Source organism: Paenibacillus solani (assembly GCF_050475945.1).
Classification (GTDB): domain Bacteria; phylum Bacillota; class Bacilli; order Paenibacillales; family Paenibacillaceae; genus Paenibacillus_AQ; species Paenibacillus_AQ solani_A.
The window spans coordinates 20,910-39,029 of record NZ_JBCMXJ010000030.1 but is presented as its reverse complement, the minus strand read 5'-3'; the positions used below and the strand labels follow the sequence as shown (position 1 = coordinate 39,029).

14 protein-coding genes are annotated in these 18,120 nt (G+C 49.4%); all 14 read left to right on the top strand.

Annotated elements, in window-relative coordinates; genetic code table 11:
• Window positions 1-252: 252 nt before the first annotated feature.
• The 14 genes from spoIID to ABEQ74_RS29725 all read left to right on the top strand — a co-directional run bounded on the left by spoIID (window position 253) and on the right by ABEQ74_RS29725 (window position 18,064).
• The gene (spoIID, locus tag ABEQ74_RS29790; protein WP_430125953.1) at window positions 253-1,323 is read left to right on the top strand and encodes a stage II sporulation protein D; all 1,071 of its coding nucleotides are present in this window, start codon (window positions 253-255) and stop codon (window positions 1,321-1,323) included.
• Between the two features lie 313 nt (window positions 1,324-1,636).
• The gene (locus tag ABEQ74_RS29785; RefSeq protein WP_430125951.1) at window positions 1,637-2,374 is read left to right on the top strand and encodes a peptidoglycan DD-metalloendopeptidase family protein; all 738 of its coding nucleotides are present in this window, start codon (window positions 1,637-1,639) and stop codon (window positions 2,372-2,374) included.
• Between the two features lie 265 nt (window positions 2,375-2,639).
• Window positions 2,640-2,924 (top strand): sporulation transcriptional regulator SpoIIID, encoded by a 285-nt coding sequence (gene spoIIID, locus ABEQ74_RS29780; RefSeq protein WP_009594246.1) that lies wholly within the window; start codon window positions 2,640-2,642, stop codon window positions 2,922-2,924.
• Between the two features lie 196 nt (window positions 2,925-3,120).
• Window positions 3,121-4,119, top strand: coding sequence for a rod shape-determining protein (locus ABEQ74_RS29775; RefSeq protein ID WP_053494080.1), 999 nt, complete (start codon window positions 3,121-3,123; stop codon window positions 4,117-4,119).
• A 49-nt stretch (window positions 4,120-4,168) separates the two neighbouring features.
• Entirely contained in the window at window positions 4,169-5,050 is an 882-nt protein-coding gene (locus ABEQ74_RS29770; protein ID WP_430125948.1) for a flagellar hook-basal body protein, read from the top strand.
• 68 nt (window positions 5,051-5,118) lie between these two features.
• Entirely contained in the window at window positions 5,119-5,943 is an 825-nt protein-coding gene (locus ABEQ74_RS29765; protein WP_430125946.1) for a flagellar hook-basal body protein, read from the top strand.
• 9 nt (window positions 5,944-5,952) lie between these two features.
• A complete protein-coding gene (locus ABEQ74_RS29760) occupies window positions 5,953-6,153 on the top strand; it encodes a DNA-directed RNA polymerase subunit beta (RefSeq protein ID WP_053491159.1) in 201 nt (66 codons plus the stop codon).
• A 428-nt stretch (window positions 6,154-6,581) separates the two neighbouring features.
• On the top strand, window positions 6,582-7,013 hold the full coding sequence (gene fabZ, locus ABEQ74_RS29755; protein WP_053491160.1) for a 3-hydroxyacyl-ACP dehydratase FabZ: 432 nt from the start codon (window positions 6,582-6,584) through the stop codon (window positions 7,011-7,013).
• Window positions 7,014-7,057: 44 nt separating this feature from the next.
• The gene (locus tag ABEQ74_RS29750) at window positions 7,058-8,776 is read left to right on the top strand and encodes a phospho-sugar mutase (protein ID WP_430125944.1); all 1,719 of its coding nucleotides are present in this window, start codon (window positions 7,058-7,060) and stop codon (window positions 8,774-8,776) included.
• A gap of 114 nt (window positions 8,777-8,890) precedes the next feature.
• Window positions 8,891-10,909 (top strand): DUF5693 family protein, encoded by a 2,019-nt coding sequence (locus ABEQ74_RS29745; protein ID WP_430125942.1) that lies wholly within the window; start codon window positions 8,891-8,893, stop codon window positions 10,907-10,909.
• Entirely contained in the window at window positions 10,885-12,165 is a 1,281-nt protein-coding gene (csaB, locus tag ABEQ74_RS29740; protein WP_430125941.1) for a polysaccharide pyruvyl transferase CsaB, read from the top strand. Before ABEQ74_RS29745 ends, csaB begins: the two co-directional genes overlap by 25 nt.
• Window positions 12,166-12,170: 5 nt before the next feature.
• Entirely contained in the window at window positions 12,171-12,932 is a 762-nt protein-coding gene (locus tag ABEQ74_RS29735) for a WecB/TagA/CpsF family glycosyltransferase (RefSeq protein ID WP_430125939.1), read from the top strand.
• 114 nt (window positions 12,933-13,046) lie between these two features.
• Window positions 13,047-14,171, top strand: coding sequence for a glycosyltransferase family 4 protein (locus tag ABEQ74_RS29730; RefSeq protein WP_430125937.1), 1,125 nt, complete (start codon window positions 13,047-13,049; stop codon window positions 14,169-14,171).
• Window positions 14,172-14,386: 215 nt separating this feature from the next.
• Complete coding sequence (locus ABEQ74_RS29725) at window positions 14,387-18,064, top strand: S-layer homology domain-containing protein (protein WP_430125935.1); 3,678 nt, start codon at window positions 14,387-14,389, stop codon at window positions 18,062-18,064.
• The last annotated feature ends 56 nt before the right edge of the window (window positions 18,065-18,120 follow it).

Here is an 18,120-nt window from a genome sequence, read left to right as displayed (position 1 = left end):
GGTGGAGGGGGGGGGGTGGTTTTTGCATGGCCGCAAAAACGCGTGGTGGGAGTGGGGGAGAAGAGTGTTGTGCAGTGCCCAGGTGGGCAGTTGGCTGTGCCACAGGTCCCTCAGCCCGCGCCCGAGCCGCAGCGCTACACGCCTGCGGCACCGGGCCGCGTGCCGCGCGGGGGCCGCACGTTCCGTGCGCGGCCCTCGCGCTGGGGGCACCGCGGCTTTGCCGCGCGGCGCCCGGCCGCCGGGAGACGGCGGGTGCGGGTGCACCCTGCCGTCTGGGCGGTGGCGGGGCTGCTGGCCTTGGCGCTGGCGCTGCCTCTGCTGGTGGTTGCCCCTGGCAACCATCCGCCACAGCCGCTGCCGCCTGGGCCGCCCCCGCTGCCTTCCGCCGAGCCGCAGGCGGCGGAAGAGCCCACGGTTTCCGTCTACTTGACCAAGACGGAAACCGTGGAAGAGCTGCCGCTGGAACAATACGTCGTCGGCGTCCTGGCCGCCGAGATGCCGGCAGAGTTCCAGCTGGAGGCACTCAAGGCCCAGGCCATCGCGGCGCGGACCTATATCGTGCAGCGTCTGTTGTCCGGCGACCGCAGCGGCGTGCCGGACGACAAGGCACTGGTGACGGATACCGTTAGTCACCAGGCTTACATTGCCCAAGACGAGCTGACAAGGGAATGGCAGCAGCTGGGCAAGGAAAAGGAGCTGGCGAAGCTCAAGCAAGCGGTGAAAGAAACGGCGGGCTGGGTAATGACCTATGAGGGTGAGCCGATTACGGCTTCTTTTTTCTCCACCAGTAACGGATATACCGAAAATTCAGAGGATTATTGGAAGAACGAGATTCCCTATCTGCGCAGCGTGGAGAGTCCATGGGATAAAGAGATTTCACCAAAATACAAGACTATAGTCACAATGCCGCGGTCAGAGTTTTTAGGTAAGCTTGGTTTGGCAGATGGAGCCGTACCGGTATCGGCAGGCGGGGATGGGGGTTCTTCTTTTTTGAAAGTCCTCTCGTATACGCAAGGCCATCGGATTGAGAATGTACGGGTGGGGGGCAAGAAGTTCACTGGTCGCGAAGTGAGAGAGAAGCTCGGGCTCCGATCCAGCCAATTCACCCTTCATATGAAAGATGGAGAGATAGAGATTACGACCTACGGTAACGGCCACGGCGTAGGCATGAGCCAGTACGGAGCCGAGGGCATGGCCCGCGAGGGATACAAGGCGAAAGAGATTCTGAAGCACTACTATACGAATATTACTTTTGCCCAAACTTCAAATCTTCTCTCTTTAAATACAAGTTCAAAAAGTCGAATTTTCAGCACCGAAGGGTAATGCTTACGAAGTGCGTTTTTTCAAAACGCTTCAGGTTAAATAAAGCTAGGAGCGGCTGAATTCAAGATTCGATGCCGAGTTACTTCTTGATTCACTCCGTGTTAGATATAGAATTTATTCGTTAGCAGCAGAGTTGATGGAATTCTATATCGCAAGAAAACCTACCTTTGAATCGCGGTCGCTCATCTTTGATTGGCCCCGATTGGTTTTCTTATCAAAAGATGACTTTTTGAACAACCTCTCAAAAAAATAATAGTGAGATAACGTATAAAAGAATAGACCCCGGTAACAATGGTTACTGAGGTGATTGCAAATGAATGAACAGAACAAAAATAGTAAACCCCACGAAGAAACTCCTAAAACTGTACAAGGAGATTCGGCGGTAACGTCATCTTCGTGGAAGAAAGCTTTATCCAAACGGTGGGTGTTCCCGGCAGCATACTTAGCAGCAGCGGCAATTATACTAACCCTCGTGTGGGTCTACCAGGACGCCAGCCAAAAAACGCTGAAACCACAAGAGGAAATGGCAACCGTAAACGAAACGGCACATGATTCAGAGAAGGCTGCTGGAACCGCAACAGACGGAGAAGCTTTAGAAGTAACGGCCCAGGCACAATCCATGATCTGGCCGGTAACGGATGACGTAGCTGTCAGCATTGTCAAACCTTATTTCGATGAGGCAAGCCCGGAAACGCATCAGGAGGCGATGGTGCAATACAACGATACCTTTTCGCCCAACTTGGGTATTGACCTGGCAACAGCGGATGGAACGGAGTTTGAAGTTAGAGCAGCACTTACGGGGCAAGTAACCCGGGTAGAGAATCATCCGCTTAACGGTCAAGTGGTGGAGATTACATCTGGTGATACGAAGACCGTGTACCAAAGCTTGAACGAAGTGAAAGTGAAGGAAGGCGCGGAAGTGAAGCAGGGCGATGCGATCGCAACTGCCGGACGCAGTGAATTTGAGAAGGATCTCGGCAACCATGTGCACTTTGAAGTGTATGAGGGCGGGAAACTGGTCAACCCTGTGAGTGTGCTTCCGCAAAAATAAATTCATTTCTTCGATAAGTCATGCGCCCACCGCGCACGTGAGAGGGCAGGATCGCTAAAAGATCCTGTCTTTTTTTTGTCCCATTTACCTAGCAAGTCCTACCCTTGCTATACCTTGCTTTATGGTCATTTCATTCTTGTCCACCCATGGCATGTTCAGAAAATAAATGAGTCCAAGTAAGCTTGTCACTCCTTGAAACCGCGAATATCCCGTCATGCCCCTCATATAATGTACCAAACTATCCACACAGTAGGGAGGCGGGAGCGTGCACGATTACATCAAAGAGCGGACCATTAAGATCGGACGCTGTATCGTGGAAACGAGGCATACGGTTCGAACTATAGCCAAAGAATTTGGCGTGTCGAAGAGCACGGTGCATAAAGACTTAACCGAACGTCTGCCGGAGATCAACCCGGATCTGGCGGATCAGGTGAAGCACATTCTCGAATACCACAAATCTATCCGCCATCTCAGAGGCGGAGAAGCTACCAAGATCAAGTACAAAAAAACAGGCAGCAATCGTGAACCGGTGGCCACGGCAAAATCCTGATTTTTTAGGGCTTTGGTCGCTAGATTGCCGTTGAATCCCTCCCCTAAAGTATGATATGTTAAAAGCTGGTATAGGATCGACATTTGGAACCTGTTTTGCCGAAGAGCATCAAGGATTGCTAGATTTTGTCGATGAGTGTTTCGGTGCAGTGAACAGATTCTTTTACCATAAAATAACACTTTGGGGGCTTTTCATGATGTTGAGCAAGGATATTGGAATCGATCTCGGAACGGCGAACGTGCTTATTCACGTAAAGGGGAAGGGGGTAGTGTTAGACGAACCTTCCGTTGTCACTATTGAGACCGACACCAAACGGGTCCTTGCCGTCGGTGAGGAAGCACGGCGCATGGTCGGGCGTACTCCCGGCAACATTACGGCGATCCGCCCGCTGAGGGACGGGGTCATCGCAGACTTCGATATTACGGAATCGATGCTGAAGTATTTTATTGATCGCGTTGGCGCGCGCAGTTGGCACAGCCGGCCTCGAATCCTGATCTGCGCACCGACCAATATCACTTCGGTGGAGCAGAAGGCGATCCGGGAAGCGGCTGAGCGCAGTGGTGCCAGAGATGTGTTTCTGGAAGAAGAACCGAAAGCGGCGGCAATTGGCGCAGGCATGGATATCTTCCAGCCAAGCGGTAACATGGTTGTGGACATCGGGGGCGGCACCACGGATGTGGCCGTCCTGTCCATGGGCGATGTAGTTACCGCTTCCTCTATTAAGATGGCAGGAGACAAATTCGACGAGGCGATTACGAAGTACGTGAAGCAAAAATATAAATTGCTGATTGGTGAGCGGACAGCAGAAGATTTGAAAGTGGCGATCGGTACCGTTCGTCCTAGTGGCAAGCAAGCCGAGATGGACATCCGCGGACGTGATATGGTATCCGGCCTGCCGCTGACCGTTACGGTATCCTCTGCCGAAGTTCAGGAAGCCCTGTGGGATCCCGTGTCGGCGATTGTACTCGCGGCCAAGTCTGTATTGGAGCGCACACCACCTGAGCTGTCAGCGGACATTATTGATCGCGGAGTCATTTTAACGGGTGGCGGAGCACTGCTTCATGGATTGGACGAGCTGTTAACGGATGAACTTCGGGTACCGGTGCTCGTTGCGGAGGATCCTATGCACTGTGTGGTTAAGGGAACGGGAATCATGCTTGATAATTTAGACAAGGTCGTAAAGAAAAAGTTCTAACCTTCCGATATAGATGATAGGAATGTGATATTAGAAGGGAAGTGCCTTCATGCTTAGAGGACTATATACAGCCGCTTCCGGGATGATGACCCAGGAACAGCGACATAATACGGTAACGCAGAATATTGCCAATATCAATACAACGGGTTACAAGGCAGTGAACAGCGTGCAGCGCTCGTTCCCTGAAGTGCTTGTTTCCATGATCGGCGGCAATCAATCGTCAGATGCCGGACGAAAGCTCGGGAAGTTCAATACTGGTGTTTACGCCGAAGAGAGCATCTCGCTTTATACCGAAGGCGCACTGCGCGAAACTGGTAAGACAACCGACTTCGCACTTGTTTCATCCTTTAATGTTCAAAATCCGGCTACAGGCGAGAATTATCCATTCGATGCTTCCGGAAGATATGTGGATGATAACGGTGAAGTGATCTACCGTCCAGAAGGGTTTTTCACCGTTCGCAATGAGGATGGCGACACCCGTTATACCCGTAACGGAAGCTTCCGGTTGAGTCCGAATGGCAGCTTATTGAGCGAGAACGGCTATCAGGTTCTGGATAACAATAACAGGCCGATCGTATTGACAGGCTCGGCGCGTAACTTTACAGTGAATGAACAAGGTGAAATCATGGACGCGGATGGTAATGGGACAGGCATCACCCTCGGAATCAGCATCGTGAGTGAACCTCATGGCTTAATTCGTGAAGGCCAGGGTGTATTCCGAATGGCCGATCCGGATGGACAGACGCGTTTTATGACCGATGCTGATAATGGAGTCATCCGACAAGGATTCATTGAAGGATCGAATGTGGATCCTACGCAATCCATGGTTGAATTAACTGCTGCGCTGCGCGCGTATGAAACGAATCAGAAGATCGTTCAGTATTACGACCGAACGCTGGATAAAGCGGTTAATGAGATTGGCCGGGTTTAGAGCTGGTTCTGTATGTATTTAGGTTGCACGTTGCTGTATGTTAAATGTGAGCCCACGGGAGGTAAGTGATGAACAACTCGATGATAAGTGCTATGGTGTCCATGAATGCACTCCAGCAGCGACTGGATGTAATCGCGGACAATATGGCAAACGTCAACACGGCTGGTTATAAGAAGAAGGAAGCCTCCTTTGAAGATGTGCTGACGCAGGTTCAGGGACATCATAAGGATTTCGATCGGACCGGACGTGCGACACCGCTTGGTTATACTCTCGGGTATGGCATGAGAATGTCCTCCATCGTGCCGAATATGGAACAGGGGGCCATGAAGGAAACCGGCAATCCACTCGATCTAATGGTTGACGGACAAGCCATGTTTGCTGTTCAAGGGGATGGCGCTATCGGATATACCCGCGAAGGCGGATTCCATGTAACCCCGGATGAGCGTGACCCTAATTTCATGTTGTTGGTCAATTCTCAGGGCTATCCCGTATTAGATGTGAATAATGCGCCGATCTCACTCCCGGTCAAAGGGAAAGTGGCCATTAATCAGAAGGGGCAGATCATCGTGGAGACCCCAACAGGTCGTACGGCTCCGTATGCAACCTTGAAGCTGGTCGAGCTCATGCGTCCTGAGGGCTTGACTGCGGTGGGCGACAACATGTTTGTGCTAGGGGATGGCTTGACAGAAGCTAATGTGTTCGATATGACGCCGCTCGCTCCGGGTGAAGAACCTAAATCGAAGGTGCTCTCCGGATTTATTGAGCAATCCAACGTTAACCTGGCTGATGAAATGTCCAAAATGATGGAAGTTCAGCGAACCTACCAGCTAATGGCCCGTGCACTTAGTTCCAGCGATACCATGATGAACCTTGCTAACACAATGCGAGGGTAGGTGGGCTTCATGAGTGAATCAAACGCCAAAAAACGCTCCAAGACATCCGGGTGGAAAATAGCTGTCCGCATCATGGTTCCCATATTGCTCGTATTGGCATTATGCGGGGGACTGGTCTTTGGATATGTTGTCCTTGGAAAACAGGAGCTTAGCGAAGTGTTTGAATGGAGCACATGGAAGCATGTTTTTGATTTGATATTTGCGCCTTGATTCAAAGTTAAGGTGAATTCAATTTCATTACAAGGATATGAGGAACTCCCTTCGGGGAGTTTTCTTTTTTGGGGGTTAAACGGTATAATGGGATGGGACTTGCGTGTTAACTTTGACATTTCGTGACAATGAAGGGATGTAAACAAAAGGGCCTTCTCCCCGTATGGATATTTTAGAAGGAGAAAGCCCCTTATCTAAAACCTTCACTTCTGCAGCGGTGAAGGATATCCATCATTTTCTCCGCAGATCCTTATTTTTATGCAAATGAAATGAAATTCGTCATGTGAACCTCGAAGATGAAGCAGGATAGAACCATCTACAATACCCTCACCAGCTTGTCAAAGCGGCATAGCGGAAGCATCTGGAATGAACGGAGCTTTTCAAACGCTATGCTTGGTGGGTACGTACATAAGGAGGATTTGTATATTATGTTGAACATCAAACAGATTCAAGAAATTATTCCGCATCGCCCCCCATTTTTGCTGGTTGATAAGATTGTGGAGATCGAAGATGGCAAACGGGCGGTCGGCATCAAGAACGTTACGATCAACGAGCCATTTTTTGTCGGGCATTTCCCCGAGTATGCCGTTATGCCTGGAGTTCTCATTGTAGAAGCCTTGGCACAAGTAGGCGCTGTTGCGATTCTCAATGTTGAGAGCAACCGGGGTAAGCTCGGCTTTTTGGCGGGCATTGATGGTTTCCGTTTCCGCGGCCAAGTTGTGCCTGGAGACACGCTGCGGCTGGAAGTCGAGATTATTCGCTTAAAGGGCATGATCGGCAAGGGGAAAGCAACCGCGACCGTAGACGGGCGTGTCGTTGCTGAGGGAGAGATTATGTTTGCTCTTTCGGATAAGGAGTAATTTCAGACCATTCTTGTTTGGATGAGGAAGGGAGACTTTTATTCATGTCAGAGATGAGTCAGAGAACGATTGATACGGTACAGCGCTGGTTGAATGATCCTTATGTTGATGAAGAGACGAAGCAGGAGCTGCGCTCCCTTGAGCAGGATACACAAGAACTGGAGGAGCGGTTTTATCGCGATCTGGAGTTTGGAACGGGCGGGTTGCGCGGTATCATCGGTGCAGGCAGCAACCGGATTAATAAATATACGGTAGGGCGTGCCACACAAGGCTTTGCAAGCTATATCCTTGATGCTCACGGTGCTGCAGAGGGCAAACCTTCTGTTGTCATTGCACACGATTCCCGTCATTATTCCCCTGAATTTGCCTTAGAGGCTGCACTGGTTCTTGCTGGCAATGGAATTATCGCGAAGCTGTATCCTTCCCTGCGCTCTACGCCACAGCTGTCCTTCAGCGTGCGTCATTTGGGAGCAACGGGCGGGATTGTCATCACGGCAAGCCACAATCCACCGGAATACAATGGCTATAAGGTATATAACCGCGAAGGCGGACAGTTGGTGCCGGATGAGGCAGAGAATGTGATTGCCCGGATTCAGGAGGTCGATTCCTTCTCCGCAGTCAAGAGGCTGTCACAGGCCGAGGCCGAAGCGCAAGGGCTGCTGGTTTGGCTTGGGGAAGAAGAGGATCAGGCTTTTGTAGATACGGTGGCGAGTGTCAGTGTAAATAGAGAACTGATTGCGTCCAAGCTGGGCGAGGATTTCAAGATTGTATTTACGCCGCTGCATGGAACGGGGCAGGCTCCGGTGGAGCGTGTGCTTCGCACCATCGGCTTTAAGAATATCCATGTTGTGCCGCAGCAGGCACAGCCGGATGGCAACTTCTCCACCGTAAAATCTCCCAATCCGGAGGAACGCGAAGCCTTCACGCTGGCGATGAAGCTCGGCGAGGAAGTTGGGGCTGACATTCTGATCGGAACGGATCCAGATGCAGACCGGATGGGGGCCGTTGTTAAGAACAGTCAAGGTGAATATGTCGTACTGACGGGGAACCAGTCTGGTGCTATTATGATCCATTATCTGCTCGGTCAATTGAAGGAAGCGGGCAAACTCCCTCATAACGGTGCTGTCATCAAGACGATCGTAACCAGTGAGATGGGAGCGGCCATTGCGGAGCATTACGGTGCTAAGGTAATGAATACATTGACCGGCTTTAAGTATATTGGTGAGAAAATGACCCAGTTTGAGGAGTCCGGCAGCCATACGTATCTGTTTGGATATGAGGAGAGCTACGGCTATTTGGCAGGCAATTACGCTCGCGATAAGGATGCCGTACTGGCTTCCATGCTAATCTGTGAAGCCGCTGCTTACTATAAAGGACAGGGCAAGACTCTGTACGATGTGCTGCAGGAGCTGTATGAACAGTTCGGCTATTTCCTTGAGACACTGGAATCCCGGACACTCAAAGGCAAGGACGGCATTGCCCAGATTCAAGCGAAAATGTCCGATTGGCGAAACGATCCGCCGAAGGAAGTTGGGGGCGTATTGGTCAAGCAAGTGCTTGATTATGCGCAAGGTCTGGACGGACTGCCGCAGGAAAATGTGTTAAAATATTTGCTTAAAGACGGATCTTGGTTCTGCCTGAGACCTTCCGGTACCGAGCCGAAGATCAAAGTGTACTTTGCCGTGCGTGGCGAGTCCCTCGCTGATGCGAAGGAAAGAATTCAATTGCTCACGGAACAAGTAATGTCACGGGTAGACGGATAAGCTAATTACAATTAATGTTATGAGAACGAAGGGGATTTACGATGGTTGCTGCAAGGCTGTAAAGCTGTTGCCCTCCATCGTAAATTTCCATAGGTTCGAAGAGGAGGTACTTTCGTGGTTCAGAAATGGAAACGCTGGAACACGGCAGCCCGTAAGTGGCTGTGGATTCTAGTTGTTCTTGGCGTTGCAGCGGCCCTGCCAGTAGGTTATGACCGACTGCAAACAGAGTCAACATCAAAAAAGATAGAGTTGGTGTTTGATTATCGGGATTTGTTGGATGTCGCGGTGTATCAGGCCAAGCCGCAGGATTTTGTATCCGAGCAGCTGGACCGCCTGAAAGACGCTGGCGTGATAAGTATGGCGCTTTATGAAAGCACGCTGGACGAGCTGGTGAGATCGCGGCGAATTTCGGTATATGACGGGCAGCAGGTTGCTGATCTGACAGGCACGACAATCTCTCCGAACGAGAATTTTACGTATGTAGCATTCCTTAATGAGGAAAGTGCGACTTTAATTAAACCCATCATACAAGAAACTTTTACAAGACTGGGTATCCCAGTAAGATCATGGCAGTTTGACCATGCGGTGGATGGATTGGTCCTGGAGACCCCGCGTTCCAATGCGGTCATTAAACCGTTATCTCCCGATCCAATTACGGTTAGTATGCTGCGGGAGAGGGGCTTCAACATTGTGCCGCGTCTGTCCGATAGTCTCCCCTATGACCAAGCTTATATGGAGAACTTGATGGCGTACTTCGAGAAAAATGGCGTACAACGCATTTTGTTTGAAGGAGATTCCGCCAAAGGCTTCAACGATAATGCGGAAATGAAAAGCCTTGATTCATTTGCTCAGCTATTGAACGAGCATAAAATCGGTCTTGTGGCGATTGAGAATATCAAGCGTCCGCAAAAAGGCTTTACGAAGCTGGCTTATTTAACGGATTACAACGTAACCCGTATTTATTCCTTGAGCGAGCGGGATGCTAATCTGGATCCTGAAGTGATTGGAGACCGCTTTGCGCTTGCATCCAAAGACCGTAATATACGGATGTTCTATTTGAATGCAGAGCCGAGCCGGGATATGACCAAAGCCAGCGTTACGCATCCGCTGGATAATCTGATTGATAGCTTGACCGGATCGGGCCAGGCTATCCAGCAGATGGAGGACAACGGCTTTACGATGGGACAAGCAGAGCCGTTTAAGGTAACTGACTCGTCTATGCAGCGTTACTTCAAGCTGGGGGCTCTCGTTGGAGCTATTGCGTTGATTGCCCTAATGGTTTCTTACTTCATTCCATTCTTGACAATTGCTGCGTTCCTTATTGGACTCTTGGGCAGCGCGGGATTGTATGTTTTGAATGCGTCACTGCTTGAGCAGGCTATTGCTTTGCTTGCCGCTATCAGTGCTCCGACGGTTGCGGTCATCTTGGCTATTCGCAAGGTTAATGAGACGCAGCGGAGCATTCCGGATATGAGTGCCGGAAGAAGAGTGACTCATTCGATCGTATTGCTGATTAAGACTTCTATTCTGTCGCTTGCCGCCGTTCCGATCGTGGTTGCGCTTTTGAACAATGTGACGTACATGCTCGTACTGGAGCAGTTCCGTGGTGTAAACTTGCTGGCAGCAGCTCCGATTGGGCTTATAGCCATTTACGTGGTATTGTACCGCGGTGGATCAACGTTTAGTTCGATCCGAACATTGCTTAAATCACCGATTACGTTGACTTGGGTAATTGCGGCCGGCATTGTAGGTATTGTCGGTTGGTACTATCTCACCCGCACAGGTAATTCAGGCTCTGTTTCACCGATCGAGATGGTCTTCCGTTCGTTCCTGGAGAATACATTTGGCGTACGTCCGCGTAACAAGGAGTTCTTGCTGGCTCATCCGATGATGGTGCTCGGCGTCTTCCTGTCATTCAAGTACCGGCACGCAGTGTATCTGCTTATTATCGGTGTGATGGGGCAACTGTCGATGGTCGGCACATTCACGCATATTCATACGCCGATCTATATCTCGGCGATCCGGGTAGTACTCGGTCTTGGACTTGGACTGATCATCGGCTTGATTGCGATCGTAGTATGGCAAGTAGCAGAAAGGATCTGGAAACGATGGTCTCCACTTCTAAGACAATAGTCATTTCTGGATATTACGGTTTCAAGAACAGCGGGGACGAAGCGGTACTGAAGTCCATCCTGACGGCGCTGGAACAGGAAGGGAAGGAAGCCGGGGTTGTAATCAACCCCGTTGTACTTTCCAATGACCCCGAGTGGACTTCAGCTGCCTACGAAGTCAAGTCCGTACATCGGATGAAGCTAGGGGAGGTCCGAGCGGCCATCAAAGCAAGCGATGGCTTGATAAGTGGTGGTGGAAGCCTGCTTCAGGATGCGACCAGCCCGAAGACGATTCCGTATTATCTGGGCGTTCTCAAAATTGCGCAATGGCTCGGAAAACCAACATTTATATACGCCCAAGGCGTTGGTCCGGTCAATCGCAAATTGTTTCATCCGATGATCCGCTCGATCTTTCGTAAGTGCTCGTACATTTCCGTTCGTGACATACAGTCAGGTGAACTGCTTCAATCCATGGGAATATCGAAAGAAGCCATTCATGTCGTACCGGACCCGGTAATGGGCTTGCCACTGGCAGAAGCTGAGGCTGCACATAGCCCGGTTTCAGCACTGGACGAGGTCAATCCTGCTCAGATTGATCATAACCCGGCTTCGGAACTGGAAGAGACCGATGTTGCATCTGTTTCTTCTATAGAAGAGGATCGATCATTCGAAGAGCCACCATTGCAGTCTACGAGACCAAACCATACGAAAGCAGGTGTTGACTCTCTGCCGGTCATCGGTATTTCGGTTCGATATTGGCATCCTGATCGCAAAGAGCTGAAAGCTGTTACTGAAGGTCTGAAGACTTTAGCTGAACAGCGAGCGGTTCACCTTCGTTTTCTCCCTTTTCATCAGCCGGATGATCTTGAAGCTTCTCAGTATATTGCCAATGCCCTTGGCGATATTTCCCGTAATGGCTCCAAGATCAGCTTTTATCTGGAGGAGAAGCAGCCCCAAGACATGCTGCATGAAGTTAGCCGCTGTGATTTGATATTAGGCATGCGTCTGCACAGCTTGATCTATGCGGCGAATCAATGTGTACCGCTGCTCGGCATTTCCTATGATCCGAAGATTGATCATTTTTTGAAGCGGCTGGAGAGTAGGCCTGTCGGGACCAGTGAGCTGCTGGATGCAGAGGTATTAAAGCGTCAGCTGCTGGATCTGTTGGATGAGGCAGAGGCATGGAAGGCAGAGCACGGTGAGCAGATTGCCGTCTTGAAACGCGAGGCGGCCTTGCCTGCACGCCACATTGCTCAATATTTACGCCATAGAGGATGATAAACATGAAACAGACCTATCCATTTCCTACCGTATCAGTGTTCGATGTTCCTTTTTCCAAGCTGTCTATGAAGGATACAGTGAAATACCTGACTGAGGTTGTGCAATCTCGGCAGCAGCCTCATCAGGTGATTACGGCGAATCCGATCATGGTTATGACGGCTGTAAACAATCCGGCATATAAGCAGATGATGCAGAGTGCCGAAATGATCGTTCCGGATGGAACAGGCATCGTCTGGGCAGCTGGTGTAGGCGGAGACCCGCTTGAGGGTCGCGTGACCGGCTTCGAGCTCTTACATGAATTGTTGAAGGCCGGGGAAACCTATCGATGGAAGTTCTTTCTGCTGGGAACGACGGCTGAAGTGATTCAGGAAGCTGCCGAGAGGTTACAAATGCAGTATCCGGCTGCCATTATATGCGGCCATCGGGACGGTTTTTTTGGACCTGATCAGGATGCCGAAGTGATCGAACAGATTCGGGCAGCTTCACCGGATATTCTATTCGTGGCCCGCGGTGCGGATAACCAGGAACCATGGATTGCGGAGCATAAAGAAGCGCTTCAAGTCCCTGTTGTGATGGGTGTCGGAGGATCATTCGATATCATTTCCGGTAAATTGAAGCGGGCACCGAAGGTATTCCAAAAGCTGCGTCTCGAATGGTTTTATCGCCTTTTGAAAGAGCCTACCCGTTACAAAAGAATGCTGGCGCTGCCGAAGTTTGTCGTGAAAGTGCTGCGCGAGAAAGAAAACGTAACGAAAACGAGCTAAATGGCTCATTTCCATGGGTAAAGTCCGGGATTTCACCGGAAATTGGCATTGGTTTTCGGACCCGAACGGAGTATAATTCAACCGGTAGACTTTTATTGGGGGTCGAATAATTACATGTTAATGATATACATCATCGGGTTTATCATTTCACTGGCACTGGCGCTGCTCTTAACGCCGCTGGTGAAGAAGTTTGCGGTTAAGATTGGCGCCGTTGACGTACCGAATGCCCGCAAGGTTCATACGCGGATCATGCCCCGGCTCGGAGGGCTTGGCATTTATCTGGCTTTTATTATTGGACTGATTGCTGTACTTCCATTTTTGCCGGATAGCTTGTCTCCTCGCGATGCCAACTTTATGAAGGCATTTCTGATCGGCGGTTCCATGATCGTATTGATCGGAGCTTTGGATGATCGATTTGAACTCTCGGCCAAAGTAAAGTTTTTGGCACAGATTGCAGCGGCATGTGTCGTTGTGTTCGGATTTAATATTACTGTGGACTTTGTAAATATCCCGTTTCAGGACCGCTACTCCATGCTGGAGAGCTGGGTATCCATCCCGCTGACGATTTTCTGGATTGTTGGCGTAACCAACGCGATTAATCTGATCGACGGGTTGGACGGACTTGCAGCCGGCGTATCCGGCATCGCAATCGGCACGATTCTGGTCATGGCCATCTTGATGGGCAATACGACTGTAGCGTTGTTATGCCTGCTGCTTCTCGGCAGTATTATCGGTTTCTTGTTCTTCAACTTCCATCCTGCCAAGATTTTCATGGGGGATACGGGATCGTTATTCCTTGGATTTTGTTTGGCCATGCTGTCCTTGCTCGGTTTTAAGCAAATTGCGATCGTTTCCTTCATTACACCACTTATCATTATCGGTGTTCCTTTATCGGATACGTTCTTTGCAATCATCCGGCGCAAAATCCAGAAGAAGCCGATTTTTGCTCCGGACAAGGGCCATCTCCATCACTGTCTGCGTGAGCTCGGTTTCAGTCATCGACAGACTGTGCTGATCATTTACGTTATCGCTGCATTTTTCGGCGTACTGGCTGTCATTCAATCTTCGGCTGCGATGTATGAAGCGAACTGGGTAACCTTTGTTGTCATCTGCGTGATGATGTGCTTTATGCAGATCGGGGCAGAGATTATTGGACTGGTCGGCAAGACCAAGCGGCCGATACTTGGACTGATCCATCGAATGCGAATGAAGACCAATACTCAAAGCCGTACGAAATAGAACTTATTCTTTCATAATGCGTCACAATAAGACAAGCCTTACCCGCTAAAAAAGGGTGAGGCTTTTTTGTATGATTTGCTAAATAATAGCACCTTGGTTACCGATATATGAACTATGCGCTCGTAACAAATCGTGAGTGAAAGCGAGGGGACTCAGTGAACGACGTAACAACCAAAACGGACTCCAACGTCCGAACGATCAAGGAGGCTAAACCGTTGAGAAACCAATTCCGGGCTATAGCAAGCATGCTGCTGGCTGTAGCTATGTTCTTTTCTCTGATCCCGGCCATGCCGGCTTCTGCTGCAACCGGGGCATCATTTTTCCATTTTTCTAATTTGAGTATGGCTCCCGGCTCACCAACGCCAGAGAACCGAAGCTCCATTGTCGTATCAGGTACCTACAGCCAGATTAACCCTAGTACGATCTCTTATGAGATCAAACGTTTTGATGATACAGTCACAGGCGGTACAGGCGTAAAGCCGATTCTTGACGAGGCAACGAATACGTTCCAATTCTTGAACGTACAGCTGACTCAAGGTGAGAACAAAATTATTGTTTCCGGTATCAGCACAACCGGTGAGCGGGTAAGTGCTACGGCTTATGTGAAATTCTCGGATGTTCCAGCCGCATATGAAGTAGCCTTGAGCGATGGACGCATTCTGGAGGAGAACGCCACGAATCCGGTCATTGTTACCACGCAAACCATCAGTATCTCTGTTAAAGCAACGAATGGATCGAAGGGTGTTACCGTTAACGGGCAGAATATGTATGCCGGCGGCGGGGATACTTTCTATTCGGCAGGCTTACTCCTGCAAGAGGGTGTCAATGAACTGGTCATCGTCGTAAATTCGGAATCGAAGACGCAGACTATTACGCGCAAGGTTGTATATCATCCGACGGGTGGCTTGACTGTCAATGATCTGCAAATCGGCAGCACAAGAATTGATGGACAAGCAGTAGTAACGGGGAATGTAAACGGGGTAATCTCCGGTTATATTATCGTTGATGCTCCGCCGGCAGGGACACCTGTGGTCAAGCCTGAATTGGATGTGGAGTTGTATCAAGTCGGAACAGCGGCACCGCTTCTAAGCAACACAACCAGCGGCCCTAACAGCACGATCACTTTAGGTCAAGCGACTGTGTTGAATAATTCCTATATGTATCATTTTACAACTCAAAGTACGGCAAGCATTACACAAAGCGGTGAGTATTTTGTCTTTATTAAATCAGGCAGCTTGGATCTAAAGAAAACTTTCCAATACCGCGACAGCAACGCGCCGACGATTGAGCAAGTGTATCAGTTGTATGGCGTCGTAGATGACGCTACGAATAAAACAGTTACATCAACCTCGGAATCCGTATTTCCAAGCGGCAACGATACGATTCTGAATGAACTGCCAGTTTATTTAATGGTGGAACAGAAGAACGCTGGTACTGTTACTATCGAGTCCAGTAAAGGTGCAGGCATAGCGGACACCTATACGTATAATAGTCCTGGCAGCCCGTACCACGGCTACACTGTATTCAAGATTACGAATCTGCCTTCAGGACAGCAGAATCTGATTATTAGTGCAGGTAATAATTCGGGAACATCGGATACACGAGTAATACCCGTAACTTTCCTGTCCTCCTCGTATATCGATATTTTTAATCTGTACAACAATCAGCTGTTTAAGAGCAGTTCGGAGTTCTATGAAGTGACTGGACGTATTGTGAACTACACAGGAAATCCGGAGTTCACCATTTCCCTTAACGGAAATACCCGTAACCTGACGGTGATAAACGGCCAGTTCGCTTTTACAGACACCAGCTTCCTGCAGTTGGTTCCCGGACCGAACACTTTGGTTATCAAGGACAAGGCCGGAAAAATCTCGACTAAACTGACATTGCTGTATTTCAGTGATACTAAATCCATAATTAAGAATATGGTTCCGTTCCCTGTTGGTTCCGCAACCGACTCCGATCCGGATGGACTCTTCAGAGAAACGGCCAAGAATGCTTTTAATACGTATGAGAAGGCTCTTGGACTTCGGTTTGAGGTTGAGAACACTGATGAAATCACAGTAAATCTCAGTTACCCGACACCAACGATGTATGCTGTATTTACTAGAAATTTGGGCTCATGGACTCTGACAGGGGGTTCCCTGAAAACTCAGCTGGATGCGATCAATCAGGCGGATCATCAGCTGTACTATAATATCACCAATGGTGCCAATTCCAGTTCAGCCCGCGTTGTACTGAAGGAGCTTCCACTTCCTGAAGTTGGATTGCAGGCAGTTACGATTGAATCGCGTTATCAAGCTGTCACGACTACGGACAGTATTGAAATTACTCGTGAGCGTGCGCCATATGAAGTGTTGTCACCAAAACTGCCAAACGAGGGTGTATTGAAGCAGAACTTCGTGATGGTAAGCATTAAGGCAGAAGGTGCGGACTCCATTTTGATTGGCAAAGAACCTATGGTGAAATCGGAGATCAGCGATATTTTCCGTCTTGAAGTCAAGAATCTGAAGAGCGGAAAGAACACCATCAAGTTTACGATTCAGCAAGGATCTAAGAAGACAAACGGTTCTTTTGTAGTAACGTACACTGATGATGCTACGGAAGGGTCCCAATATAAAACGAATATTTCCAAGTCAGGTAAAGTGAAAGTGTTCAAGGGCGGCTTGTCCCTGTCCTTGCCAAAAGGAACAGTCCTTCAGCAATCAGATTCCAGCCCTAACGCTGAGGTGCCTACGATCAACCTGTTGGGTGAACATGATATTTTATTCGGTATTGCCAATCCGATTGATGGCCGTACTATTAAGGCCTATAACCGAATTGGAGAAATCGAGAATGGCGTGGAGATGGATGGGCGTCTGGCTTTGATTCCAGGTAAGAATGAGCTTGCGGCTCGTTTATTCCCGAAACCTCATTTCGGATACTCTTCTCCGCTCTACTGGCTGGATGCAGGTTCATTGAATGCTGACACGCTTGAGCCAGTAAATGACTTTCTTGTGAAGCCGGCAACTCATCCATATGCGCAAGGATCCGATTTTGTACTTCAACGTATGATGCCTAAGAACTGGATGGAGACATCGCTTAAGGGTACGATTACACTTGAGTATGACTCGGGAATTGTGAACGCAGCTGCCAGCAACCTGGGGATTTGGTGGTACAATCCTTCCCAGGGAGAATGGACGAACATCGGCGGCAAGGTAGATGCTAAGAAGAAGACAGTTACGGCTTCGTTTAAAGGCTTCGGATACTATGTCGTTAAATCCTTGCGGTACAGCTACTCCGATGCAATCTCTCACAAAACAGCACGGAATGATATTGAACTGATGCTGGCGAGAGGATACATGAAAGCATCCAAAACAGATGCGTTTGGCATCTATGATCCGATGACCCGCGGTGAGTTTGCTACGATCATCGTGAAATTGCTGGATATTCCGCTGGATTACGACACGGATAAGAGCAAGTTGACCTTTGATGATATTTATCAGGAAAATGTAATCAACAGCATGCTGTGGGATTACCGTTATATCGAGACTGCGGCCAGAAAAGGAATCATCCGCGGCATCGCGCCTCGAAGCTTCGCTCCGAATATGGAGTTGACCCGTGAAGAAGCAGCAAGCATCATCGCCCGTGCTCTGAACTTGAAGATGGGTGAAGTTGCTAAGGATAAAGCTGCACTTCAGAAGCAATTCGAGGATGTCGGCAAGATCAAATCGAATTATTCTTACCCAGCAATTCTTGCTGTAACCAAGGCCGGTATCATCACTGGCGTGGCCAATAGCCTAAAAGAAGGCGAGAAGAAACCGACATATAACTTCAATCCGGACGCTGTTCTGAATCGTGCGGATACGGCAACAATCGTGAAACGCATGATGAGCAAGCTTAAATTGCTGTAGGCCATATATAAGAAGAAACTGCATGACAGAAGGAACGAGAGCAGCTGCCTGAATTT